This is a genomic window from Chryseobacterium lathyri (assembly GCF_003290185.1).
Taxonomy (GTDB): domain Bacteria; phylum Bacteroidota; class Bacteroidia; order Flavobacteriales; family Weeksellaceae; genus Chryseobacterium; species Chryseobacterium lathyri.
The window spans coordinates 61,841-88,089 of record NZ_QNFY01000003.1; the positions used below are offsets into that span (position 1 = coordinate 61,841).

Sequence of the window (26,249 nt, forward strand, 5' to 3'; positions counted from 1 at the left end):
ATGTCTAGTTTTAATTTTAAATAGGCTGATACGGTCGTGATGTCTTATTGAAAAACCGTTTCATTCTTCTTATCTTCACTTTTGATCTTTTTGAAAGTTTGAAGTACTTAGTTACATTGGTGAGCAAAACTCCCACTAAGATCACGGATAATCCGTAGAGCTGACTTCCGTTAATAGTCTGTCCTGCTACGATCCAGCCTGCCAATACGGTAACAATAGGGTTGATATAAGTATGTGTACTTACCAAAGCTGCAGGTTTTACGGAAAGCAGCCATATGTAAGATAAATAAGCGACTATCGATCCGAAGAACACCAGGAACAGAACACCAGCCCATGCCGATACCGGAACATTGGAGAATGAAAAACCATGCCATTCTTTTCTGAATGCAGCAATAATAAAGGCGGCAACACCTGCTGTGATTAATTGCTGGGCAATGTTCATAAATGTGGATTGTGAGGCCGGGTTTTTCTTTGAATATAAAGATCCCAAAACCCAGGCCACAGAACTTAATGCCAGTACAATAAATGCGGTGATTCGAAGGTTTCCGTCTGTTGCTGCATGGTGTGCACTGGAAACGCTTCCGTTCAGGAATAAGATTAAGCCTACAAATCCAATAATTAGACCTATTGGGATGAATTTATCTGAAAAATAATACTTCCAGTTTTTCTTATCAATAGCAATAAACCAGAACGGTCCCGTTGCAATGGCAATCGCTGCTTCAGAAGCCGATACATACTGCTCGCCCCAGGCGACAAGACCGGTTCCACCAGTAAGAATAAGGATTCCTGTGACGGCATTCTTTTTCCAGTTGATGAGAGAATTGGCTTTTTCACCCTTAGCAAGCAGCCAGCCTATCATCAGAAGCCCTGCCGCCAGGAAACGGAATCCGGAAAGAATAAAAGGAGGAAACCCTTTAAGACCGAATGAAATGGCGAGGAATGTAATTCCCCAAATCACGTAAATATTGATAAAAGCCACCGGCACCAGCCAGCTGTTTTTAGAAGTGCTCATTCTGTATGTTTTTTGTGTAATGTGTACTAAAATAAAAAGGCCCTACAACGTGGTAAGGCCTTTAGAATATGTAATATAAAAATAAGGTCAGCCACGGGATTTCTGATGCATAGGCATACAGTTGCACATCATCATAGTTTTGATGGTCTGTTTCTTCACTGATTGATGTTTAAATCCTTGTATCATTTTGTTTTTCTTTTCCTGAATACGGTTGCAAGTATAGGACATATATTTTTATTAGTCCACTAAAACAATAGACTTTTTAATGTTTTTTGTTTTATGAATTTTTAATCAATTGTTTTTCAATGAATTAATTTATTTTAAGTTTTGTTAATATTCATAGATAATAAACTTTTTTATTGCTTAATTCTACTTAGATTATTAAAGAAAGACGTTTAACCATTATTTTTCTATACCCTCAACAAGTCGCTACAACTCCGAACTAAATTAGCAAAATCCAAAAAAAATCCCGACTTTTGTCCCCCTTCAATAATTCCGAAATTCATGAAACTTTGTATTGCCGAAAAGCCCAGTGTTGCCAGAGATATCGCCAAAGTATTAGGTGCTACCACGCCTAAACAGGGCTATATGGAAGGTAACGGATACTGTGTGACATGGACGTTCGGGCACCTTTGCACCTTAAAGGAACCTCACGATTATGGCCCTCAATACAAATCTTGGAATTTGTTTTTGTTACCTATAATTCCAGCCAGTTTTGGGATCAAATTAATCCCTAACAAAGGCGTGGAAAACCAGTTCAAAGTCATTGAAAGATTGGTGGAAGAATGTGATGAGGTCATTAACTGTGGTGATGCCGGGCAGGAAGGAGAGCTGATCCAGAGATGGGTTTTGCAGAAAGCAAAATGTAATAAACCCGTTCAGCGTTTATGGATCTCGTCCCTTACCGAAGAAGCAATTAAAGAAGGTTTTGAGAACCTGAAACCGGCTGAAGAGTATAAAAACCTTTACCTCGCAGGAAATGCAAGAGCGATTGGTGACTGGTTGCTGGGAATTAATGCGACGAGGTTATTTACCAAGAAGTTTGGCGGTAATAAAGCTGTTCTTTCCATCGGGAGAGTGCAGACACCAACTTTGGCCATGCTGGTTCAGCGTCAGAAAGAGATTGATGCATTCAATACCGAGGAATATTGGGAACTTAAAACCAAATACCGTGATGTTATTTTCAATGCAGCGATCGACAGGTTGAAAACTTTAGACCGTGCAGAGAAAGGTTTGGAATATCTTAAAGTCAATCCTTTTGAAATTGTCTCTTTTGAAATTAAAGAAGGAAAAGAAAAAAATCCCAGACTTTTCGATTTGACAGGACTTCAGGTAGAAGCCAACAAAAAATATGGTTACTCCGCAGAGAGTACACTAAATTATATCCAGAGTCTGTACGAAAAAAAGCATGTGACTTATCCGCGTGTAGATACCACTTATCTATCCGAGAGTCTGTATCCGAAAATAGAAGGCATTCTCCGGAAAATGCATTTTTATCAGGATCTGGTTTCCCCGTTACTGGAAGGACCTATTCCTAAGTCAAAAGCAGTTTTTGATGATACGAAAGTGACCGATCACCATGCAATTATCCCTACAGAAGTTCCGCCTTCTCAAAACCTGAGCAGAGAAGAGAAGTTAGTGTATGACCTGATTGCAAAACGTTTTATCTCTGTTTTTTATCCTGAATGTAAAATTTCCAATACATTAGTAGAAGGAAAAGTAGGAACTATTCCTTTCAAAACCAGCGGAAGACAGGTGCTGGAACCGGGATGGAGAGCGGTTTATGCAAAAGAACCTAAAGAAGAATCAACTGATAAAGAAAAAGAGAAGGAAGAAGAACAGACCATCCCTGAATTTACCGTTGGGGAAACCGGACCTCACGATCCAATGATCCACCAGGGAAAGACGACACCACCAAAACCTTACACCGAAGCAACTCTACTGAGGGCGATGGAAACTGCCGGAAAACAGGTAGAGGACGAAGAATTGCGTGAGCTTCTGAAGAATAACGGGATCGGAAGACCATCTACCCGTGCTAATATCATTGAAACCCTTTTCAAAAGAAAGTATATCGAGAAGAAAAGGAAAAATCTGATTGCCACTCAAACCGGAATTCAGTTGATTGATACTATTGAAGACGAACTGCTAAAAAGTCCCGAGTTAACCGGAGAATGGGAGTCAAAACTTCGTAAAATTGAAAGCGGTGAATATGAAGCCAACCAGTTTAAGGAAGAGCTGATTCAGATGGTGACGGAACTGACCGAAAAAGTGGTGTATGGAAAAGGGAAAGTGATTACATTGTACGAAGAAAAAGAAGAAGCCAAAGAAAAGAAAAAACGCGAACCTGTCGTAAAAAAAGAGCTTCAGTCCTGGGAAGAAACCAAATGTCCGAAATGTAAAGAACATCACCTGATCAAAGGAAAAGCAGCTGTTGGTTGTTCCGATTTCAAGAATTGTGGTTTCAAAATTACTTTTGATATTTTCGGTAAGAAATTATCAGATAAACAGCTTTTAGATCTTGTTTTAAAAGGTAAAACTTCAAAACTGAAAGGTTTCACTACCCATTCGGAAGCATTGACAGAGGGAATTTTAGCACTTGGAGAAGATTTCCATGTACAGCTTTCTTAAATTTAACGGAATAATTTATCGTACCAGCCACTGATGTCTTTTTTGATAGCATCATGGTATTTGCATAAGATCTGCGCCAGTTCCAGTTCGGACCTTTCAGATTTGTAAGAATTTAAGGTCAGATAACCAAAAAAGTTTCCATCCTGATCAACAATGGCAGGAGGATATGAAGCATAATTGCTCCACGGAGAATATGTACTGTATGAACTTCCATAGTTTCCGGAACCGTTCCATATGGATTTTGAGCTGAGCACATTTCCATAATCACTGTAGGAATTCCAGATCGAATTTTTATCAAAAGTATCGCAATTTAAGCATCCAAGATATTGATCCTGGTTGGAACCGCCGTACAGATGTAATGTCTGGGCCTGAAAAATACAACAAACTAGAAGGCCTAAAAATGTGAAGATCTTTGTTGTGGTCATACGGATACTATTTACTGCAAAGCTACTATAAACCCTATTATTTAACCACAAAAGTCACAAAAGTTTTTAATTCATTGAATACTTAATTTCAAAAGTTTTTACCGTCCTGAAAACAAGTATATAAGGAGGAAATCAAAGATTTTCATAGAAACTTAAGTGTGATCTAATGCACAATGTATTTAACTTAAAAGCTTAAGCGTTTAAAAACTTGTTGAAATTTTGAAATTTCAGTAGTAAGAAGCAAACTTGTTTCAAATTTTCTGGCATTTCTAAAAACATTTGTGTACTTTGTATTTACATTCAGATTAAATAAATATTCATGACTCCGGAAAAAAAGAAACTCATGACAGACAGCTTCGGCCGCTCAGAAACATTGAAATTTTACAATGCCGAACTGTTGGAGGTAGACACCGATTTCGTCTCGATCAAAATTCCTAAAATGGAAATGATGACCCGGAAAGCCGGAATGTTCAATGGAGCTATGATCGCTTCTCTGGTGGATGTTTCTTCAGGATATGCATCGGTAAGCCATTATAAAGATGATTGTTATGTAGTGACTGTTGAACTGAAGGTGAACTATCTTCGTCCTGCAATGGGAGATGCCCTCATATCGAGGTCATATGTTGTAAAAGGGGGTGCAAAAATCATTGTGGTAAGAACTGAAATTTATGTTTTTGATGAAAACACAGGTTCAGAAAGCCATGTGGCCACTTCATTGGTAACCATGATGAGGATCAAATAAATAGAAAACGTAACCAAAAAATATCCAGTAAATAAAGGGATTACCAGCTTTTTTTAGGGTTAATGGAACAGGATTTGCAACGTAAATAACATAACATTAAAAAATAATAATATGAACTTAATTATCAGGCTGTTCATTACAGCAATCGTTGCCTACCTTTTGACTAAGGTGCTTCCGGGTGTACATTTCGAAGGATTTTCTTCGGCCATTATTTTTGCCATCGTATTGGGGGTATTAAATATTTTTGTAAAGCCTATTCTGGGACTTTTAGGTCTTCCGCTTACGATCATTACATTAGGATTATTTGCTTTAGTGATCAATGCATTGATTATTCTGATCGCAGATTATTTTATAGACAGTATGGTGGTAGACGGTTTCTGGTGGGCACTTATTTTCAGTGTGTTGCTGTCATTTGTAACTTCACTGGCTAATTCCATGTTTTCAGATGGAGATTAATTAATCCACTATTAGATACAATACTAGGTCTGCTGTTTTTACGGCAGACTTTTTTATTGCTTTGAATACGATGAAGAAGTCTCATTTGGGACCATATTGTCATTTCTGGAAATATTTAGACTGAAAGCAGGATAAATCAAAACTTTAATGTTAATTCTTTCGTTCATTTTTATTTTAAATACTAACTTTGGCCATCTTTGAATTAAATAAAAGGAGTTATGAAATCAGTACGATTAATAATTCCGTTAAAAATGAATATCAACATATGAAACTTAAGTACAGTCTGCTGGCTCTGGCAGCTCCGCTCTTAATGAATGCACAACAGTTAATGACGCCTGAAATTCTTTGGACTTTGAAAAAAGTAGGAGTACAGGCCGTTTCACCGGATCAGTCTTCATTGATCTATAAAGTAGGACAGGTAGATCTGAAAACAGAAAAGACAAAAAATGAGAACTACTTTCTCAATGTTCTTAATAACCAGTCTTCCAAAATAGATTTCGGTAAAAAAGCCCTTATTCAGTGGGATAAAAACGGGATTTATGCACAGGAAGGAGATAAGATTTTTCTTTCAAAAGACAACGGAAAAACCTGGTCTGAATTTTACACCATTGGAGAAGTTGATAACATTGTGATCTCTCCCGATGGTAAAAAAATTGCGTTCAGCAAACAGGTTCTGGTAGAAAAACTAATGGGGAAAGACAAATACAGCGATACCCCTAAAACGACAGCCCAGGTATATACGGATCTGAACCACAGACACTGGGATTATTTCAATGAAGGAAAATACAACCATGTATTTGTAGTCAATACCACGGATAAAGCAGAATCTGCAAAAGATCTTTTGGATGGTAAAACATGGGATTCTCCTCAAAGACCTTTCGGAGGAGCAGAAGACTTTATCTGGAGCCCGGATTCCTCTCAGCTTTTATACGTTACCAAACCTAAAAGCGGAAAAGAATATGCTACAAGCACCAACACAGATATTTTTGCTTACGACCTTGCTTCAGGAACAACAAAGAATTTAACCGAATCCAATAAAGGGTATGATGTTAATCCAAAATTCAGTCCGGACGGAAAATCACTGGCTTGGCAAAGTATGGCCAGAGATGGTTATGAAGCCGATAAAAATGATATAAAGATCATGGACTGGAAATCTGGCAAAACTACGAATCTTACTGCCGGATGGGATGAAAGTGTTTCAGGAGATGTATTCTGGAGCGGTGATTCAAAAGCCATTTATTTTACAGCAGCATTCAGAGGTACAAAGCAGCTTTTCTCTTTAGATCCTAAGTCAGCAAAAGTACAGCAGATTACAAAAGGTGATTTCGATGTCAATGAGATCTTTACCGACAATAAATCTTCAGTTTTAGTAGGAAGAACAGACATAAATCATGCAACGGAATTATTCTCCGTCAATCTGAAAAATGGTGAAATGAAGCAGGTGACCGAAGTCAACAAAGATACTTATGCTAAGTTGACCCAAGGTAAATCTGAACTTAAAATGGTGAAAACATCAGACGGCAAAGAGATGGGGGTTTGGTTCCATTATCCACCGAACTTTGACCCGAATAAGAAATATCCTACATTGGTATATTGCCAGGGAGGTCCGCAATCTGCACTGACGCAGTATTTCAGTACAAGATGGAACTTCTCTTTAATGGCAGCTAACGGATATATCATTGTTGCCCCAAACAGAAGAGGAATGCCGGGATGGGGAACAAAATGGAATGAAGATATTTCTAAAGACTGGGGCGGACAGCCGATGAGAGATTATCTGGCAGCAACAGATTTTGCAAAAACTTTACCTTATGTAGATGGCGAAAGAGTAGCCGCAGTAGGAGCGAGCTATGGAGGATACAGTGTATTTATGTTGGCTGGAATCCATGAAAACAGATTTAAAACATTCATCGCACACGATGGATTGTTCGACATGAAATCATGGTACCTTACTACAGAAGAGCTTTGGTTTGCGAACTGGGACCTTGGTTCTCCATGGGAAAAACCACTTCCAAAGGCATACACAGAATTCAATCCAAGCAATTTTGTTGAAAAATGGAACAAGCCTATTATGATTGTTCAGGGAGGAATCGATTTCCGTGTACCTTACGAGCAGGGGCAGGAAGCTTTCCAGGCAGCCAAGTTAAGAGGATTGAAATCTAAATTAGTTTACTTTCCGAACGAAAACCACTGGGTACTTCATCCGCAAAACGGATTGGTATGGCAGAGAGAATTCTTCGACTGGCTGAAGGAAACTTTGTAATGAAAATATAAATGAATAAACGGAAATATTAATTTTCAATGTTCAAAATTCAATAAGAGCGGGCTTTAGCCCGCTTTTTGTTTTCAGATTTGAGAGGCTTTAGCCAAACCTTATATATTTGAGTATGCAAAACAGAATTTCCTCCTTTCCGCCAATAATCGATGATCAGTCTGAAATTTTAATTTTAGGCTCAATTCCCGGAGTAAAATCTTTGGAGAAACAACAGTATTATGCGCATCCGCAGAATAAATTCTGGATCATTATTTTTGAATTGTTCAATGAAGAATTTACTGAAAATTATCCTGAACGGATAAATATTTTAAAGAAACATCATATAGCAGTCTGGGACGTTATAGACTCCTGCGAAAGAAAAGGAAGCCTGGATTCGGAGATCAGAAATGAAGAAGCCAATCAAATTGATGAACTTCTGGAAGAACATCCCAATATTAGAGCTATCTTTTGTAACGGAGGAAAATCATACAAAAACCTCCAAAAGCTTTTAGGGAAAAATTATAGGTTGCCAATAGTTCAGCTACCTTCAACAAGCCCGCTTCATACGGTGTCATTGGATAAGAAACTGGAAGAGTGGAAGAAGATTCTGGAGTTCTTAATGTAAAATTTTCACTACAAAAATCACAGAGGTTTTGACGAATAAACGCAATGTAGTTAGTCATTACGAGGAGAGTATCGACGAAGCAATCTCATATTAAAGCAGATTTTCATGTCAGAGAGATTATAAAATTCTTCCGGGAGATTGCTTCGCTACGCTCGCAGTGACTGACTTTGTAGCAATCTATAAGATCTGTGGAAAAACTAATCAACACGCAGATATTCCCTTAATCCTTTCAGCAGCTCCAGTTGATTTCTTGTTCTGTCCAGGTTATGATTAGCATATTTCGTAGCATAGTAAGTATTCCCATTCAGATAATCAGTCAGAAAACGGATAGCCTGAATATAGATGACAGTCTGCGCAGCATAGTCAAGGTTTTCAAGCTCCTCAAAAGTCAGTTTATCTTTTAAATACAACAGAAATCCATCTTTTACGGTTCTGTAAATTTGAGGGTTAAAATTGTTTTCGGCATTTCCATCATCCTCATCCAAAGTATTGGTATAAGACCTTGCCATATCACCGAAATCGTACAGGATCGTAGAAACAGTTACCGTATCCAGGTCAATAACAGCCAGAGGCCTTGAGTTTTCGTCAAAAAGAATATTTCTTACATTGGGGTCTCCGTGTATGATTCTTTTAGGTAATAAACCGTTTTTTTCCATTTCGATCCATTTTTGCGGAAGAAAAAGCAGCTTATCCATCATTTCGATTTGTGGTCCGGCATTTTTCAGCAGGTCTTCATTCGCATATCGTAAAGAAGCCTGATAATCAAGGATTCTTTTCTCAAAATTAATAAAATCGGGAATCGGAGGCTGAATATCCGGAAGATGTTCGGGATTGATCATATTTAAAAAACACCCTACAGCTTTTGCAGATTCGTAGGCAGTTTTGATATCGGGAATCTTAAAGAAAGTTCTTGTATCCTCAATAAAGCTGAGCATTCTCCAGGATCCTCCTTCCTCATCTTTCACAATAAAATTTCCGGCTAACGTTGGTTTTGGTATGACCGGCTGTAGAGGATAGTCTCTACCTGCCAGCATTTCATTGATCAGAATATGATTACGGGTAATGATTTCCGGAAACTGAAATACCTGAGTGTTGATTCTTTGAAGGATGAACTTTTCCTCAGAATCTTTATTCTCTACCAAATAAGTAGTATTGATCAGCCCGTTGGTAATAGGAGTGATGCTGCAATTTTCAGTTCCGGTAAATCCGGTAACAATTTGTTTTAATTCCATAGATCTTCAGGATATCTGTTATTTTTGATCTCTGATGCCAGAAAATCTTTAATACTGCTTTTATCATCTGCATAGGTAACACCCATCCACTTTGAAGGAGAGGTTTTCACCAATATCTTTGCTTTTTTCTCGTCAATCATTTTCTGTACGGCAGAAGGAACATAAAATTCCTGTGAGGGCTCCGGATCTGACTTTATGAAATCATTAAAATACATTTCGAGAGCATTAAAAATATCCGGATTAAAAATGAAAAAATTCATAGATACCAGCGTATTGGAAGCTATTTCTATATTCTTTCCTTTTTCAGTATACATAATCAGGTTTCCTTCCTTTCGGATAGAGGTCTGTTCCTCTATTTTTACAAGGTAATTATCTGCATCTAAAGTACATATTCCCCTGGCTACATTTCCATTTCCACTTAAAGTAGATGCTACAGGATAAGCAGCCATTCCAAACTGTGATTCTGAAATGTGCAGGGCGATTTCCTCAGACGCCCGTTGATAAACCTCTTTCCCATAAAAATCATCTGCATTAATCATTACAAAAGGTTCCTGTATGGCACTTTTTGCACAGAGAACAGCATGGCCCGTTCCCCACGGTTTTTCTCTCCCTGATGAATCATAATCTTGGGGCAGAAAGCTTTCTTTTTCCTGATATACCCAATGAAGTTCAAACTGTTCTTTCTGGGATATTGTATTTAATCTTTCAATATAACTTTCCGGGATACGTCTGTTGACAATAATAACGACCTTACTGAAGTCGGCTTCCAATGCATCATATATGGAATATTCCAGGATGGGTGAACCGTTATCCAGTATTCCGTCTATCTGTTTCAGGCCTTTATAGCGGCTTCCCAGGCCCCCGGCTAATATAAGCAGTGCTTTTTTAGAACTCATCTGTCATTCCAAATACAGGTTTACGGGTCTTCCATTTTCCATTGGTGAAATCCGGAATATCAACAGCCTGGCCTCCTTTAGCAATAGATTCTTCGCTGAGCGGTGTGATAGAATACCATAGAGCAAGATCGTACACATCCATCGGGAATTCTATATTTCGCTTGATACATTCGATGAAGGTATTCATGACAAAGAAATCCATTCCGCCGTGGCCTGCGCCTGCAGCTGTATCTTCAAATTTTTTCCATATCGGATGGTCAAATTCTTTCATCCATTTTTCCGTATTTTCCCATCGGTGCGTGTGATTCATTGTTTTTTCAAAATAAATATGCCCCTGGTTAAAATCTCCCCAACCGAAATCCTGCCACAAACCTTCCGTTCCCTGCACCCGGAATCCGAGATCATAAGGGCGTTGTAAGCTCGTATCATGGGTTAAAAGGATGGTTTCTCCATTAGCACAGGCAATCTGTGTAGTAACAATATCTCCCTGGTTGAATTTTACTTTGGCATTCGGATGATTTTCGCCGCCTTTAGGATGCTCCACAATGTATTTGTGCAGTCCCACAGACTTTGAAGAGAATGAGGAAAGTCTCGTCAGGCGGTTGCCACGGTTAATATCCATCATCACTGCCACAGGCCCCAATCCGTGCGTTGGATAAAGCTCACCGTTGCGTTTTACATAATGTTCTGTTCTCCAATGTGCTTCACTGAATCCCTTTTCTCCGAATTCAGCACCCGAATTGTAGGGCGTAACACCGTCATTGAAAAGAACTCCTCTTAAATCATGCTGATAGCCGCCTCTTCCGTGAACCAACTCTCCAAACATCCCTTTACGGACCATATTCAGAACAGCCATGATATCTCTGCGGTAGCATACATTCTCCATCATGAAAATAGGAACTTTTGTTTCTTCATATACCTTTACAAATTCCCAGCAGTCCTGAAGCTTTATCGCTCCGGAAACTTCCATACCAACAATTTTTTTTGCCCTCATGGCCTCGGTACCCTGTGGAAGATGCCATTCCCATGGAGTAGCAATTACTACTGCATCAATGTTTTTTAATTTTAAAAGATTCCGGTAGTCGTAGTCACCGTTTGAAAATTCCTGGGCCGCAGATTTATTATTGTCTTTTAATATTTTCTGCGATGCAGCAAGCATTCTTTTATCAGGATCTGCAAAAGCCACAATTTCTACGTCATTGCGTTTTGCCAGCAGCTTTACGTGTTCCTGCCCGCGGAGTCCTACACCGATAAAACCGACACGGATTTTTTTATCTGATTTAAAATCATTGGAATAGGCAAATAAAGAATTAGGTAGAACCAATGCCCCAAAGCTTGCGAGGGCAGCGGTCTTAATAAAGTTTCTGCGTGAAGAGGTGGTGTCCATTAAAATTTTTTCCTTAAATATATTAAAAAGTTGCGAAGTAGGGGGTATTGGGTGCTGGTTTTGAGCTGTGGAATCGGGGATTTAAAATCCGGTGTGAAAATAAAAACGGCTGTCCTGATATGAGGAGCAGCCGTTACAATCATCAATTTTTAATATTATTTTTCCGTGAAATATACTTCTTCGTACGGCTGAATCAGTACCCATCCGTTTCCTGAAAACTTCATTTGAAATTCTTCCCCGCTTCCTCTTCCGATAAGGCTTTTGAAAGAAACATTGGTTTTCAGATCCGGGCTTAAGTTTCCGGACCATGCTACGGTAGCATTAGGATCTGTGAAAACAGGATTTTCCGGAGTAACCATAAGAGTTAATGGCTCACCATGAGTCGTTATTGCAATATGTCCGGTTCCGGAAAGTTTTACCTGGAAAAGACCGCCAGCCATCATTCCGGCAACGCTTTTAAGCATAGTGATATCACTTTTTATATTCTGTTCGTGGGCAAGAACATCATTCCCGTTCACACATACCGACTCATTGTTCAGATAAAGGATACGAACTTTCTTTCCGGCATCTGCCACATAAAGTTTACCATTTCCTTCGGCTTTCATCAGTTTGCTTCCTTCGCCGCTGATCGCTTTCTTTAAAAGATTACCGATACCTCCGGCCAGCATTCCCTGTCTTTCGAAGTTGATGCCTCCTACATAACCTACCATACTTCCTCGTTTGGTCCATACAGCCTGATTGTTGAGGTTAATTTCCAGCATATGGGGAGTTTCAAGCTCAAAATAATCTCTCTGTTGTGGATTTTCTTTAGTTTCGTTGACGAAAGCTTCCAATGAATATTTGCTCATAGTGTAAATTGTTTTTAAATATTTCCAAAAATAATCTTTTTTTCCCTCATGGATCACCGTAGAATCCCGGTTTTCAATTTGATTTAAATAATACTTGACAAAGGGGTATTGAATGTCGTATATTTGCACTCCGAAATTACACTTGTAATTTGAATAATTTTTAAACCGTAATTTAAAAAAATGAAAACATCAGATTTTAATTTTGATCTTCCTGCGGAATTATTAGCAGAACACCCATCTGAACACAGAGACGAAGCCAAATTAATGGTTCTTAACAGAAAAACACAAACCATTGAGCATAAGCTGTTTAAAGATGTTGTGGATTATTTCGAAGAGAAAGATCTATTCATTTTCAACAATACTAAAGTTTTCCCTGCGCGTCTTTATGGAAATAAGGAAAAAACAGGTGCTAAAATTGAAGTTTTCCTTTTAAGAGAGCTGGATAAAGAAACCAGAGTATGGGATGTTCTTGTAGATCCTGCAAGAAAAATCAGAATCGGTAACAAATTATTCTTTACTGAAGATGAATCTTTGGTAGCTGAAGTGATCGATAATACAACTTCAAGAGGAAGAACATTGAGATTCTTATTCGATGGTTCTTATGACGAATTCAGAACAAAACTGAAGGAATTGGGCGAAACTCCACTTCCAAAATATATTAAAAGAGCAGTAGAGCCGGAAGATGCAGAAAGATACCAGACGATCTATGCAAAAATAGAAGGAGCGGTTGCTGCCCCTACAGCAGGTCTTCACTTCTCCAAGCATCTGATGAAGAAGTTGGAGATCAAAGGAATTGATTTTGCTGAAGTAACACTTCACGTTGGTTTAGGAACTTTTAACCCGATTGAGGTGGAAGATCTTTCCAAGCATAAAATGGAGTCCGAAGAAATCATTATCGATGAGAAAAATGCTGACATCATCAATAAAGCGGTAGATGCTCACAGAAGAGTCTGTGCGGTAGGTACTACAACGATGAGAGCATTGGAAACTTCCGTTTCTTCCAACAAAAAGATCTCTGCATTCAACGGTTGGACGAACAAATTTATTTATCCGCCTCACGATTTTGGAGTAGCAAACTCAATGATCACCAACTTCCACACGCCGAAATCAACATTATTGATGATGATTGCTGCATTTGCCGGAAAAGATTTTATCATGCATGCTTATGAAGAAGCCGTAAAAGAAAAGTATAAATTCTATTCTTACGGTGACGCCATGTTAATTCTATAAATTATGTATTAATGTATAATGTACAAAGTATAATGTATTTTTTAGTGGTTTAAAAACTTAAGATAATACATAAGATTATTACTTTGTACATTGTACATCATACTTTTTACAATAATGAAAGATATCCGAGTTTTATCACTAGACCAGCTTAAAGACTATTTTTTGACTTTAGGGGAAAAACCGTTTCGTGCAAAACAGGTTTATGACTGGTTATGGAGTAAAAACCTCCATTCGATTGATGAAATGACGAATCTTTCGAAATCTCTCCGCGAAAAAATTTCCGAAGAGTATACCATCAATCCCGTTTCTGTAGATCAGCTTCAGAGAAGTACGGACGGAACCATCAAAAACGGTGTGAAACTTCATGACGGACTTCTGGTGGAATCTGTTCTTATTCCTACAGAAACAAGAACTACAGCCTGCGTTTCCTCACAGGTGGGATGTTCATTAAACTGTGAATTCTGTGCAACAGCAAGACTCAAAAGAATGAGAAACCTTGAGGTAGCAGAAATTGTAGATCAGGTAGCTCTGATTGACAGTCAAAGCAAAATGTATTTCAACAGACCGCTTTCCAATATCGTTTTCATGGGAATGGGGGAGCCGATGATGAATTACAAAAATGTAGTGGAAGCCATCAGAAAAATCACCCAGCCGGAAGGTCTGGGAATGTCACCAAGAAGAATTACCGTTTCTACATCAGGAATTCCAAAGATGATCAAAATGCTGGCAGATGATGAGCTCCGTGTAAAACTGGCACTTTCGCTTCACTCTGCTATTGAATCCAAACGTAATGAGATCATGCCTTTCTCGGATAAATTTCCGTTGACGGATATTATGGAAGCCCTTCAGTACTGGTACCAGAAAACAGGCTCTGTGATTACTTTTGAATACTGCGTATGGAAAGGAATCAATGATGGGGATGAAGATATCAAAGCTCTGATCAGATACTGTAAACAGGTGCCTTCCAAAGTGAATCTGATCCAATATAACCCTATCGGGGACGGAAAATACGACCAATGCAATAAGCAGGCAGAAGAAAATTATGTACGCCAGCTGGAAAATGCAGGAATTACTGTAATGATCAGAAAAAGCCGCGGTGGAGATATTGATGCGGCCTGTGGGCAGCTTGCCAATAAAACAGCTGATTAAAATTTCCTTAAAAAAGATAAAAATTTCCTTAAAAATTTCCTAAAATCCTACCTTTACATAAACTAATAAGGGATGTTGGATTTCTTTACAGGCGAAGATGGGCTTGAAAATGTCTATGCATGGTCAATTCCGCTTCATGCTACAGTAATTTTAGCAGAAATGATCTACAGCCATATTTCTGAGGCTAAGCTGTATAATGGAAAGGACGTGGTAACGAGTGTCTATCTTGCATTGATGAACTTTGGCCTGGATCTTATCATGAAGGCTTTTGCCATGGGAATCATGTTTTTCTTTTATAATCACAGGCTTTTTACGTGGGATTTCACGGTTTGGTACTGGCTCATCTGTTTTACTGTCACAGATTTTGCCTATTATGTGCTGCATTATGTAGATCATCATTCCAGGGCGTTCTGGGCCGTTCACATTACCCACCACAATTCAGAGTATTTCAACCTTACCACAGGTTTTAGAAGTCCGGTACTACAACCGCTGTACAGGTATCTTTACTTTTCTCCGCTTGCTTTTTTAGGCTTTAATCCGTGGCATATTATGGTGGTTTATGCCATAGGGCAGGTGTACGGAACATGGGTGCATACGCAGGCTGTAAAAAAACTGGGAATACTGGAATACATTCTGGTAACCCCTTCCCATCATAGAGTACATCATGCCTGCAACATCAAATATTTGGACAGGAATATGGGCATGTGCCTCATCATCTGGGATAAAATATTCGGAACCTTCGAAAAGGAAGACCCGGATGTACCCGTAAAGTATGGAATCTATCCAAAAATGCCAGACTATAAGCCAGATACCGTTCTTCTTTATGAATGGAGAGAGATCTGGAAAGACATCAGGCAGCCGGGACTGAAATTTTCCGATCGGATCAATTATATTTTTAATTCTCCAGGCTGGAGACATGACGGTACGGGAAAAACAGTAAGACAATATCAGAAAGATTATTTAAAAAAACAAACTAAAAAGCTGGAATAAAAGCAAAAAATAAAATCAACCTGACAATTTGCAATAGATACGCTGTCTTTATTTAGCCACAAAAGGCACAAACGTTTTTAACATTTAAATTTGAAGCAATAACGCACATCGGCAAAAAGCACACTTAAGTTTTATCTAAATCTTTGATGACCAAAAATCTGCTTGATCTGCGGGAGAAAATTTTTAACCATTAAGCATTTTTAAGTTGTTAAGAATATTAAGGAGAGTTTCACATTAAAGAGGTGCAATCTGAAAATATGTTCAGTCTTTTCCAGTTTCCTAACAAACCCCTATTTTTGCCTTATGAAAAAGCTCCTTCTTTTTACTGCCCTTATTATTTTTCAATTCTCATTTTCACAGCAGACGGAATTTTTAAAAATTAGAAAATACAGAATCGGTTATTTAGATGATAAAATCAAGGAAACATCAGGGCTGAATATTTTCAACGGGAAACTGTATACGTTCAATGACAGCGGTAATGCTCCGGAACTTTTTGAACTGGATGAAACTTCGGGCAATATCAAAAATACATTCACGATCAATGCTAAAAATAAAGACTGGGAGGCTTTGACTAATGATGGAAAGAACTTTTATATTGGAGATATAGGGAATAACGGAGGAATAAGAAGAGATTTGGAAATCTATAAATTACCTTTTGAAAACGGTGATATAAAGAATGATTCCATTACGAAAATATCATTCTATTATTCGGAACAGACAGAATTCATCCCAAAATACACAGATAATGATTTTGATGCAGAGGCCATGATCTATCTGGACGGAAAGCTGCACCTGTTTACCAAAGAATGGAAATCAAAATCAACTTCTCATTACATCATTGATCCTCAATTATCTGAAAAGCAGAAAGCAGAAAAAACAGAATCTTACAAAACCAACTTTGTGGTAACCGATGCTGCTTATTTTAACAGAAAGCTTTATCTGGTAGGCTATACCAAAAAAACGGAAGTCTTTCTCAATGTTTTTACAGAAACGGAATCCGGCATGTTTTTTAAAGAAAAACCAAAACATTATTATCTGGGCAGTGCTTTGGCAATAGGACAGATTGAAGGCATTGCTGTTAATGAGTCGGGAATCTATATTTCAGGAGAAAAATTCAGGTCTGGATTGGGAAGTGCACAGCCGTCCCTCTATTTTATTCCAAATGAAGAACTCAAAGATTAATTTTGTCCTGAAATTGCGTGAAAACAATTATCTTTGTGAGAATTAATTAGTATTTACCTTTCATTCAACAGATTTTGGCAAACATCGTAGAAGAAATCAAACGACCGATCAATGAGGAAATGAAACTTTTCGAACAGAAGTTTTATGAATCGATGCAGAGCAAAGTGCCTTTATTGGATAAAGTAACCCGTTTTATTGTTACTACTAAAGGAAAACAGATGCGTCCTATGTTCGTATTCCTTTGCGCAAAGCTGATAGGTGATGTCAATGAAAAAACCTACCGCGGAGCCTCCATGATAGAGTTGATCCATACCGCAACTCTGGTACACGATGATGTGGTGGATGAAAGTTTCAAAAGACGTAATTTCTTTTCCATCAATGCTTTATGGAAAAACAAAATTGCTGTTTTAGTAGGAGATTATCTTTTGTCAAAATCCGTATTGCTTTCTACAGACCATAAAGATTACGATCTTTTAGGAGTGATCTCCAGAACGATCCGCGAAATGTCCGAAGGCGAGCTTCTCCAGCTGGAAAAGGCCCGAAAACTGGACATTACAGAAGATGTTTACTATGAAATTATCCGTCAGAAGACAGCTACTCTTATTGCTGCCTGCTGTGAAATTGGGGTTTTATCCAATGATGCGGATGAAACTCTGGCTAAAAAGATGATGAACTTCGGTACGTATACCGGAATGGCTTTTCAGATTAAGGATGACCTTTTCGATTACCTGAGCTCCAACGTCATCGGAAAACCAGTAGGAATTGATATCAAGGAGCAAAAAATGACCCTTCCTTTGATTCATACTTTAAAAATGGCCAGTGAAAAAGAGCGTAAATATTACTTCAATACCATCAAGCGTTACAATAACGATCCGAAACGCGTTAAGGAGCTTATAGACTTTGTCAAAAATTCCGGAGGCATGGATTACGCAATAAAAGTAATGAAAGATTTCCAGCAGAAAGCTAAAGATATCCTGGAAGAATTTCCGGATTCTGAAGCCAGGAGATCATTACACAGTATGCTTGATTACGTAATTGAAAGAAAATTCTAGGTATTTAGAATTAATGATAAAAAAAGGGATGTAGCACTACATCCCTTTTTATTTTTAAGGTTAAATCTTTTGTACCGTAACGTTGGTTACGTTTCCGCTTCCCGTACTTCCGGTTTCAGTAGACAAAACTGTACAGTTTTGATTAGGAGCAGCTGTAAAACGGATCTGGTAGCCTGCCGTTGGTATTACCAGTACAGTGGTATAGTTCATCAGTTCTCCTACCGTTGCAGTGGTTGCTGTTGCATTATAATGGCTTCCTCTTCCCAGATAATTGGCATCCGGATTAGGTCTTACCCCAACCAGTAGCTGAGTTCCGGCCGGAGCACTCGCAAAGCTTGCCTGTAGCGTAACCAGATAATTTCCGGGTTGATTGAAAGTTAATACACCGGTGGTTGTATTGTAAGAATAGAACGGTGAAGTTGCCAAAGGAGAAGAAAACAATAAAGTAGCAATCGTGCTTGATGTCAAATTCTGATTGGCTGCCAGACGGGCATGGAATAATGAATAAGCAGTAAAGTCTATTGTTTTTAATACACCATTTGCATCAGCCACAACAACTCTGTCTGTTCCTCCTACTCCAATATTTGAATTAATGTTTCGGATCCTTGCATTTCCTGAGGCTACATCGAGCTTATCAGTTGGGGTCGTAGTCCCAATACCAACATTAGCAGTACTCGTTACAACAAAATCATTAGCTTGCTGTGCAGCGGAGGGTGTGCCAGATAATGGATTGTCTTTTGCTGCATCAATATGGAAGCTGGCTTGGGGATTGTTTGTATTTATGCCTACTTGTGCATAGATAATGCTTGACATTAAAAAAACGCCAAGAAGCGAAATAATTTTTTTTTTCATTTGATTTAATTTTTTTTCTTTTGTGTGTTAAAGTTACATAACTTTCCATTTCATTTATCAATTTTTATACCATTATAGAAAGAATAATTAACGATATGATAATTTTGAGTGTTTTAGAAGAAGAATATTACAGATTACATAAAAAAATATCTCTTTTATTTGATTTAATTTATACAACAGCTCCTCTTATTATTTACTATAATAAGAACAAACTAGTGATTTATTTATCAAAAGAAAATGAATTTTTGAAAAATGGAATGATAAGATTATAGATTTAATCAATTATTTTTACAGTCACAATAATAACTGCTAAAACAATACAAAATAAAGCGATTAAAAATAGATAATCCGCAATGGTCTCATATTTATTTTCTTGCTTTTGGCTTTTGGTACGGATCGCCATAAATGAAAAAAAGCAGCTGCAGGAAAATAGCAGGCATGCTATACCGGCAAACTCATCAAGATGTGTATTCCCACTGATTTTAGTGATTTTCAGCGAGGTAATGATAATCAGGGAAAAACCTAAAAGATTGCTGGATGCATTCAGGATGTGAGTTGACTTTTTTTCCATCGTTTACAATTTTTTTACAATATAAAACACAATTCTTTTATTATCAAATTTTTAAAAAAGATTATTGAAAATTAAAATTAATTTAAAAATTGTATATTAGCGGCATACTTGAAGAATAAAAACTTTTATATCTAGCTATGCAGACAACCTATATTGAAACACAGCAAATTTCTTTCCAGGACTTTAAAAACCAGATACTTGAAGACTACAGGTTAGGAAAGATATCACGTGAGATGTCTTATCTTGGAAGAAGAGAAGTGCTAACAGGAAAAGCTAAATTCGGAATTTTTGGGGATGGTAAGGAGCTTCCTCAGCTGGCAATGGCGAAAGTTTTCAGAAATGGCGACTTCCGTTCAGGATATTACAGGGATCAGACTTTTGCATTGGCAGTACATGCTTTAACGGTTGAAAGTTTTTTCGCTCAGTTGTATGCAGATACAAGCGTTGAAAGAGAGCCGGCATCAGCTGGAAGACAGATGAACGGGCACTTTGCCACAAGAAGTTTAAATGAAGACGGAAGCTGGAAAGACCTTACGGCACAAAAAAATATCTCTTCCGATATTTCTCCTACAGCGGGACAGATGCCAAGGCTTTTAGGATTGGCCCAAGCTTCTAAAGTGTATAAAAGTGTAAAATTCGACGGTTCTGAGAAGTTTTCAAAAGGAGGAAATGAAATTGCTTTCGGTACTATTGGAGATGCTTCTACAGCAGAAGGACATTTCTGGGAAACATTGAATGCAGCCTGTGCGCTTCAGGTTCCAATGATTGTTTCTATCTGGGACGACGGGTACGGAATTTCAGTTCCAACCAGAAACCAGAGAGCAAAAGCAGATATTGCTGAAATGCTAAGCGGTTTTCAGAGAAAAGAAGGTGAAAACCAGGGTTGCGAGATCATTCAGGTAAAAGCATGGGATTATCCTTCACTATTGGATGCTTATGCCAGAGCTGAACATTTTGCCAGAACAGAAAGTATTCCGGTTGTGGTTCATGTTATTGAGGTTACACAGCCTCAGGGGCACTCAACCTCAGGATCTCATGAAAGATATAAAAATGAAGAACGTCTTTCCTGGGAGGCAGATTTTGACGGTATGGTGAAATTCAAAGAATGGATCCTGAATTATTCGATCGAAATCGAAGGAAAAGAAGAAATTATTGCTTCAGCAGAAGAATTGGATGCGATAGATGAAGAAGCTAAGAAAATAGTAAAAGCAGGTCAGAAAAATGCCTGGGATAATTACCAGAAAACCATTACAGATTTAGTTCAGTCTGTTCTTCCATTAGTAGAAAACCTTAAAGGTCAGAATGCTGAAATCGAAGGATATATTGCTCAGTTCAATAAATTGGTTTCCAAAGCTAAAAAAGATATTTTCCACCTGACAAGAAAAGCTTTACTGGCTACAAGAGGAACTAATTCTGCGGAAAGAACCCAATTGATGCAGAAGTACAATGAAGTTTTTGAAATAGAAAAAGATAACTATTCTTCCCACTTATATTCACAGTCTCAGTGGAAAGCTGAAAATGTGAAGGAGGTAAAGCCTGTTTTCTCAGAAAATTCTGAAGAAGTAGACGGAAGAGTCGTGGTAAGAAATAATTTTGATGAAATTTTCGAAAAATATCCTGAAACTTTAGTGTTTGGTGAAGATGCCGGAAATATCGGCGACGTGAACCAGGGATTAGAAGGAATGCAGGAAAAATACGGCGAAGTACGTGTAGCGGATACCGGAATCCGTGAAGCTACCATTCTTGGTCAGGGTATTGGTATGGCAATGAGAGGTCTGAGACCTATCGCTGAAATCCAGTATTTAGATTATATTTTATACTGTTTACAGGGAATGAGTGATGACCTGGCGACGGTTCAGTACAGAACAAAAGGCGGTCAGAAAGCTCCGGTGATTATCAGAACAAGAGGTCACAGACTGGAAGGGGTTTGGCATTCAGGTTCTCCGATGGCGGGAATTCTGAACCTTTCTAAAGGAATCCTGGTATTGGTACCGAGAAACTTAACGAAAGCGGCTGGTTTCTACAATACCATGCTTCAAAGTGATGATCCTGCGGTGATCGTTGAATGTCTGAACGGATACCGATTAAAAGAAAAGCAGCCTGATAACTTAGGTGAATTCACTGTTCCTGTAGGGAAAATTGAAGTGACCAAAGAAGGAAAAGATGTTACATTGGTGACTTACGGTTCTACATGGAGAATTGTAATGGATGCAGCAGAACAATTGGAGAAACTGGGAATCTCTGCGGAAGTTATTGACGTTCAGTCATTAATTCCATTTGATTTAACGAATGAAATTGCTGAAAGTGTGAAAAGAACCAACAGATTGGTCGTGATTGACGAAGATGTGGAAGGTGGTACTTCAGCATTTATTCTTCAACAGATTCTTGAAAAGCAGAAAGCATTCAGATATCTGGATTCAGATCCGTTGACAATTGCAGCCAACGATCACAGACCTGCTTATGCAAGTGACGGAGATTATTTCAGCAAGCCATCTTCAGATGATATGGTAGAAAGAATCTACGCGATGTTCAATGAAACAAATCCTCAGAAATATCCTGCGATATTTTAATTGGGATTTTAGATAAAATTAAGCCGCTTTCTTGGGAAGCGGTTTTTTTATGAAATAAATCTAAATGGATTGTCACAAATTTGTAAATTTAATTTAGAATATTGTATAATTACAATCGATGAATGAGATTGAAATAGAGTTTTTAACTAGAAATAAAATTGATTTTGATATTTGTGCTAATGTAAATGGAAGCAGAATGACCAAGTATGCAAAATTATGGATGGAAAATAATAATAAAAAATTTGCCTACAATGCATTTCCTTGCAATAAAAACTCAAGCCATACAATTAAAAATAGTAAAGGGCAGTGTGTTATGTGTAATTCTGCAAGAATTAGTTTTCAAATGAGAGAACATGAGGAAGGTTATATTTATATTGCAGGAACTTTATGGGGGAGAAAAATTAAAATTGGAGCGACAACTAATTATGAGAAAAGAGAAAAATATTTAAATGAAAATAAAGGATATGGCTTTCATGCAGATTGGAAAATTTTAGCAGCCATTAAAGTTGACGAAATGGGGCTTAGGGAAAGACAAATTCAAATTAAACTTGAAAAATATCGTGAATATGGATTGAATTACTACCAAGGGAAAGAACTAAAAAAATCAAATGAAGCATTCAGGTGTAATTATGAAAAAGCTATAGATATTTTTCATGAATTAAGTAGAGAGCATAAATTTCATTTAAAGATTTTTGAAACAAATCTTAGTAAATATGATTTTTTAAATCTTGTAAAAGATGAATAAATATTATAAATTCTATGATAATTAATTAAACTTGAAGAGTTCCCTTTATTTTATTGTTAAGCACATTACAGTCCTTATCATACTGCACATCCTTATTATCAAATTTCGCTTCCCACTCTTCCAACAAATATAAAATCGGCAACAATGCCAATCCTTTTTCTGTCAATGAATATTCAACTCTCGGAGGCAGCTCTTTAAACTCTTCACGGATAACCAATCCGTCACTTTCCATCTCTCTTAACTGGTCCGTAAGAACTTTTCTGGAAATCACATTAATTCGTACAGCTAGTTCCCCGAAACGTAGCTTACGGTCTTTAATCACCAAAACAATGATCGGTTTCCACTTGCTTCCTAGCGCAGACATTGCTTTGCCTAGAGGACAGCTATATTTCATCAGTTCATTCTTTACCATGCGTTACTTTTATGTTACTAATGTAAGTTACTGCGAAGTTACCACTATTTTTTTGATAAAAGATACAAAAACGAACTATTATTAGTTACTTTGTGTAACAATTATAAAATATCAATTTAAAAATGAGCACAGAATCATTATTTAAACCGTTTGTTTACAAAAACCTGGAACTTAAAAACAGAATCGTAATGGCTCCTATGACCAGAGCCCAGTCTGATAATGGAGTTCCTACCCAAAATATCGCTGAGTATTACGCAAGAAGAGCTGCTTCAGAAGTTGGACTAATTCTTTCTGAAGGAACCGTGATCAAAAGACCATCCTCAAAAAATATGCAGAACATCCCGGACTTTTACGGGGATGAAGCATTGGCAGGCTGGAAAAATGTGATCAATGCTGTTCATCAGAATGGCGGAAAAATGGGACCCCAGATCTGGCATGTAGGAGATACAAGAATGTCTGAAGATTATCCGCTGGCTCCGATGGAAAAGGTATCTACGATGACTTTAGAAGATATTCAGGATACCATTGCACAGTTTGCTGCTTCTGCAAAATCTGCAAAAGATTTAGGTTTTGATGTCGTTGAGGTTCATGGAGCACATGGCTATCTTATTGATCAGTTCTTTTGGGAAGTAACCAATACAAGAACCGATGAATATGGAGGTAAAACAATCAAAGAAAGAAACCGTTTTGCAGTAGATGTGATTAAAGCCATCAGAGCTGCAGTAGGAGAGGATTTTACTATTATTCTCCGTCTTTCACAATGGAAACAACAGGATTACAGCAGCAGATTGAGCAATAACCCAACAGAAATGGAAGAATGGTTACTGCCATTAAAAGAAGCCGGAGTAGATATTTTCCATTGCTCACAACGTCGTTTCTGGGAACCGGAATTTGAAGGTTCAGATTTAAATTTTGCAGGTTGGGCTAAAAAAATTACAGGACAGCCGACGATCACCGTAGGTTCTGTAGGACTGAAAGGAGATTTCATGAGTGCTTTCGCAGGGCAGGGAACTGAAAAAACTGACCTGACCGACCTGATCAGAAGACTGGATAATGAAGAATTTGATCTGGTTGCGGTAGGACGTGCACTTTTACAGGACCCTCAATGGGTTCAGAAAATAAAAACCGGAAATACAGAAGAGCTTCTTGACTTTTCAGCAGAAAGCATGGCGAAATTGTATTAAGATGGCAATAGTGAATGGTCAATTTTGCTTCGCAAGTGAATAGAATTAACAGTTCACTTAATTTCAGCGAAAATAAAAATTGACAGCGAAGCGAATTCACTATTCACCATTCACAAATTATATTTTTCTTTATTTTTATATTAAATTTTTCACCTATTTATTTAAAGAAACCCGCTTTCAGAAATTCTGAAAGCGGGTTTTGATTGTTCTTAATCCGGGCATTCCATAGTATCTGAAATACATTTCCAGTAAGATGGAAAACCATTTTTAGGAGGAATATAGCATGCTGTTGTTCCTGTAGGACAATCAGGTGCATTTCCACCGTTAATTTTCTTTAAATCAGATTTTGTTAATTTTTTTAAATTTTTCATATGGTAATAATTTGTTGGATAATAAAAATATACTATTTTCACTAAATAGCGAAATAGTATGTAAATAAATATTACCATCCATAAAAAATAACCGCGCTCCAATATTTTGGAGCGCGGTTTTAACAGATTTAAATATCTAAAATTACCGTAGTGACCGGTAACAGTGATTGTTGATTATAAACCGATGTTCTTTGTGGGCTTTAGCTGCTTAAGAATGCTTTTTGGAACGGCATTCTTGTGTACTAAGATAGCCGTTGATTTGTATTCTACATACGGTCTTGTTACATACAGATAACCCTCAAAATCATTGGTTACACCCCAGGAATTTTTAACCATATAATATTCCTTACCCGTCTGATCTTTTGCCAATCCTACGATATGCATACCGTGGTCATCCGTTGTAGAAAGGTTATTAAGAGATTTCTGACGCATATCCTCTGTAATGGTTTTATCTTTTTTAGGCTCAGTGAACAAAGTCTGCTTGTTTTCAGCAGTAATCTGGCTCAGATCCATGTCCGGAACGTAAGCCACTCCGTTTTTGTAGGAAAAATAAGGTTCGGAAACATCCGTTGCCCATCCCACAGAATATCCTTTGTTCACGGCGTTATCAATAATAGCTGTAAGATCTTTCATCGGAACATTCCAGTCAGAATCATGGCTCCAGTTATCAGGAATCGGAACTACAAATTTTTGGTAATATGGATAATCCTTATAAGAAGAAATCTCGATATAATCTTCAGGGTTAATCCCTACAACTTCTTTAGCGAATGTTTTAGGAGTGTAATTTTTTCCTTCATACGTAAAGTTAGCCGGAACTTTTCCAAGGTATTCATCCAGAATGGCATCTACGGAATCCATCCAGTTATCTGTAAGCTGTGCTTTTGATCCTGCCTGAACAAGACTGTCTAAAACAGGTTTCAGCTTACCCTGCATTTCCTTAAAATTATTAAGGGTCTGCCCCGATTTTAGACCTGTATAAACATCCTGAGGAACAGCACCATATTTTTTGTACATGTTTACCACATCGTGCAGCTCACCACCGTCTCCCCAGCTGATCGCTCCGTTATTCAGTACATATAGTTTAGCTTTATCGTGGTAAGAATTTCTTGCTGTGAAAATTTCAGCAAGGTCTACAGGCTTTTTACCCATTCTCTGCATTTCGGATTCAAGAAAAGAATTTCCTGAGTAGCTCCAGCAGGTTCCTGATGAACCCTGATTCTTTACTGAAGTAGCTCCTACGTCTTTTAACGCTGTGAACTGAAAATTAGCATTTTGAGATTGATTGTTTTTTAATTTGTTGATCAAGTCATCTTGGGCAAACATCATACTTCCTGCAGACAAAACAAAAAGTAATGAGGCAATTTTGGTATTTTTCATTACTATAAAAAGATTATTTTTATGAATAGTCGTTCATACTAAAGATTTGTTACAAAGGGAAA

The 26,249-nt window shown here is 37.8% G+C and carries 24 protein-coding genes; 13 read left to right on the forward strand and 11 right to left on the reverse strand.

The genetic code is table 11. From position 1 onward, the window contains the following. Window positions 1-16: 16 nt before the first annotated feature. The gene (locus DRF61_RS04500; protein ID WP_111954505.1) at window positions 17-1,012 is read right to left on the reverse strand and encodes an EamA family transporter; all 996 of its coding nucleotides are present in this window, start codon (window positions 1,010-1,012) and stop codon (window positions 17-19) included. A 504-nt stretch (window positions 1,013-1,516) separates the two neighbouring features. Here DRF61_RS04500 and DRF61_RS04505 point away from each other — a divergent pair. Further along, entirely contained in the window at window positions 1,517-3,640 is a 2,124-nt protein-coding gene (locus DRF61_RS04505; RefSeq protein ID WP_111954507.1) for a type IA DNA topoisomerase, read from the forward strand. A 2-nt stretch (window positions 3,641-3,642) separates the two neighbouring features. Here the strand turns inward: DRF61_RS04505 and DRF61_RS04510 are convergent, their stop codons facing one another. Next, complete coding sequence (locus DRF61_RS04510; protein ID WP_111954509.1) at window positions 3,643-4,065, reverse strand: hypothetical protein; 423 nt, start codon at window positions 4,063-4,065, stop codon at window positions 3,643-3,645. A gap of 319 nt (window positions 4,066-4,384) precedes the next feature. Here DRF61_RS04510 and DRF61_RS04515 point away from each other — a divergent pair, with 319 nt between their 5' ends. The 4 genes from DRF61_RS04515 to DRF61_RS04530 all read left to right on the forward strand — a co-directional run bounded on the left by DRF61_RS04515 (window position 4,385) and on the right by DRF61_RS04530 (window position 8,139). Further along, on the forward strand, window positions 4,385-4,807 hold the full coding sequence (locus DRF61_RS04515) for a PaaI family thioesterase (RefSeq protein WP_111954511.1): 423 nt from the start codon (window positions 4,385-4,387) through the stop codon (window positions 4,805-4,807). 111 nt (window positions 4,808-4,918) lie between these two features. After that, window positions 4,919-5,263: a phage holin family protein gene (locus tag DRF61_RS04520; protein WP_111954513.1), complete on the forward strand. Its 345-nt coding sequence runs from the start codon at window positions 4,919-4,921 to the stop codon at window positions 5,261-5,263. Between the two features lie 265 nt (window positions 5,264-5,528). After that, window positions 5,529-7,523, forward strand: a complete 1,995-nt coding sequence (locus tag DRF61_RS04525) for a S9 family peptidase (protein ID WP_111955051.1) — start codon at window positions 5,529-5,531, stop codon at window positions 7,521-7,523. Between the two features lie 124 nt (window positions 7,524-7,647). After that, window positions 7,648-8,139, forward strand: coding sequence for a DNA-deoxyinosine glycosylase (locus DRF61_RS04530; protein ID WP_111954515.1), 492 nt, complete (start codon window positions 7,648-7,650; stop codon window positions 8,137-8,139). Window positions 8,140-8,336: 197 nt separating this feature from the next. On the opposite strand, the gene DRF61_RS04535 is transcribed toward DRF61_RS04530, so the two are convergent. The 4 genes from DRF61_RS04535 to DRF61_RS04550 form a co-directional block, all read right to left on the reverse strand. Next, window positions 8,337-9,371 (reverse strand): phosphotransferase enzyme family protein, encoded by a 1,035-nt coding sequence (locus tag DRF61_RS04535; RefSeq protein ID WP_111954517.1) that lies wholly within the window; start codon window positions 9,369-9,371, stop codon window positions 8,337-8,339. Then, window positions 9,362-10,267, reverse strand: a complete 906-nt coding sequence (locus DRF61_RS04540) for a sugar phosphate nucleotidyltransferase (RefSeq protein WP_111954519.1) — start codon at window positions 10,265-10,267, stop codon at window positions 9,362-9,364. The genes DRF61_RS04535 and DRF61_RS04540 overlap by 10 nt, the downstream gene beginning before the upstream one ends. Further along, window positions 10,257-11,654: a Gfo/Idh/MocA family protein gene (locus tag DRF61_RS04545; protein WP_111954521.1), complete on the reverse strand. Its 1,398-nt coding sequence runs from the start codon at window positions 11,652-11,654 to the stop codon at window positions 10,257-10,259. The genes DRF61_RS04540 and DRF61_RS04545 overlap by 11 nt, the downstream gene beginning before the upstream one ends. Before the next feature lie 155 nt (window positions 11,655-11,809). Continuing rightward, a complete protein-coding gene (locus DRF61_RS04550) occupies window positions 11,810-12,502 on the reverse strand; it encodes an AIM24 family protein (protein WP_111955053.1) in 693 nt (230 codons plus the stop codon). A 180-nt stretch (window positions 12,503-12,682) separates the two neighbouring features. Here DRF61_RS04550 and queA point away from each other — a divergent pair, with 180 nt between their 5' ends. From queA to DRF61_RS04575, 5 genes are all read left to right on the forward strand, one after another. Beyond that, the gene (queA, locus tag DRF61_RS04555) at window positions 12,683-13,732 is read left to right on the forward strand and encodes a tRNA preQ1(34) S-adenosylmethionine ribosyltransferase-isomerase QueA (RefSeq protein ID WP_111954523.1); all 1,050 of its coding nucleotides are present in this window, start codon (window positions 12,683-12,685) and stop codon (window positions 13,730-13,732) included. A gap of 114 nt (window positions 13,733-13,846) precedes the next feature. Then, the gene (gene rlmN / locus DRF61_RS04560) at window positions 13,847-14,881 is read left to right on the forward strand and encodes a dual-specificity RNA methyltransferase RlmN (protein WP_111954525.1); all 1,035 of its coding nucleotides are present in this window, start codon (window positions 13,847-13,849) and stop codon (window positions 14,879-14,881) included. A gap of 72 nt (window positions 14,882-14,953) precedes the next feature. After that, window positions 14,954-15,871, forward strand: coding sequence for a sterol desaturase family protein (locus DRF61_RS04565; protein ID WP_111954527.1), 918 nt, complete (start codon window positions 14,954-14,956; stop codon window positions 15,869-15,871). Window positions 15,872-16,174: 303 nt separating this feature from the next. Beyond that, the gene (locus DRF61_RS04570; RefSeq protein ID WP_111954529.1) at window positions 16,175-17,053 is read left to right on the forward strand and encodes a hypothetical protein; all 879 of its coding nucleotides are present in this window, start codon (window positions 16,175-16,177) and stop codon (window positions 17,051-17,053) included. 74 nt (window positions 17,054-17,127) lie between these two features. Beyond that, entirely contained in the window at window positions 17,128-18,105 is a 978-nt protein-coding gene (locus DRF61_RS04575) for a polyprenyl synthetase family protein (protein WP_111954531.1), read from the forward strand. Between the two features lie 60 nt (window positions 18,106-18,165). Here the strand turns inward: DRF61_RS04575 and DRF61_RS04580 are convergent, their stop codons facing one another. Both DRF61_RS04580 and DRF61_RS04585 read right to left on the reverse strand, forming a co-directional pair. Beyond that, complete coding sequence (locus tag DRF61_RS04580) at window positions 18,166-18,957, reverse strand: hypothetical protein (protein ID WP_111954533.1); 792 nt, start codon at window positions 18,955-18,957, stop codon at window positions 18,166-18,168. 274 nt (window positions 18,958-19,231) lie between these two features. Continuing rightward, on the reverse strand, window positions 19,232-19,528 hold the full coding sequence (locus DRF61_RS04585) for a hypothetical protein (RefSeq protein ID WP_111954535.1): 297 nt from the start codon (window positions 19,526-19,528) through the stop codon (window positions 19,232-19,234). A 137-nt stretch (window positions 19,529-19,665) separates the two neighbouring features. Here DRF61_RS04585 and DRF61_RS04590 point away from each other — a divergent pair, with 137 nt between their 5' ends. Both DRF61_RS04590 and DRF61_RS04595 read left to right on the forward strand, forming a co-directional pair. Then, window positions 19,666-22,098: an alpha-ketoacid dehydrogenase subunit alpha/beta gene (locus tag DRF61_RS04590; RefSeq protein WP_111954537.1), complete on the forward strand. Its 2,433-nt coding sequence runs from the start codon at window positions 19,666-19,668 to the stop codon at window positions 22,096-22,098. Window positions 22,099-22,216: 118 nt separating this feature from the next. Continuing rightward, entirely contained in the window at window positions 22,217-22,843 is a 627-nt protein-coding gene (locus DRF61_RS04595) for a GIY-YIG nuclease family protein (RefSeq protein ID WP_111954539.1), read from the forward strand. Window positions 22,844-22,868: 25 nt separating this feature from the next. On the opposite strand, the gene DRF61_RS04600 is transcribed toward DRF61_RS04595, so the two are convergent. After that, window positions 22,869-23,255, reverse strand: coding sequence for a winged helix-turn-helix transcriptional regulator (locus DRF61_RS04600; RefSeq protein ID WP_111954541.1), 387 nt, complete (start codon window positions 23,253-23,255; stop codon window positions 22,869-22,871). A 122-nt stretch (window positions 23,256-23,377) separates the two neighbouring features. Here DRF61_RS04600 and DRF61_RS04605 point away from each other — a divergent pair, with 122 nt between their 5' ends. Beyond that, the gene (locus DRF61_RS04605) at window positions 23,378-24,439 is read left to right on the forward strand and encodes an NADH:flavin oxidoreductase (RefSeq protein ID WP_111954543.1); all 1,062 of its coding nucleotides are present in this window, start codon (window positions 23,378-23,380) and stop codon (window positions 24,437-24,439) included. Window positions 24,440-24,648: 209 nt separating this feature from the next. Here DRF61_RS04605 and DRF61_RS22545 read toward each other — a convergent pair whose 3' ends face one another. Both DRF61_RS22545 and DRF61_RS04610 read right to left on the reverse strand, forming a co-directional pair. Then, window positions 24,649-24,810 (reverse strand): bacteriocin-like protein, encoded by a 162-nt coding sequence (locus DRF61_RS22545; RefSeq protein ID WP_157963356.1) that lies wholly within the window; start codon window positions 24,808-24,810, stop codon window positions 24,649-24,651. Between the two features lie 174 nt (window positions 24,811-24,984). Beyond that, entirely contained in the window at window positions 24,985-26,187 is a 1,203-nt protein-coding gene (locus DRF61_RS04610) for a C1 family peptidase (protein ID WP_111954545.1), read from the reverse strand. Window positions 26,188-26,249 lie beyond the last annotated feature (62 nt).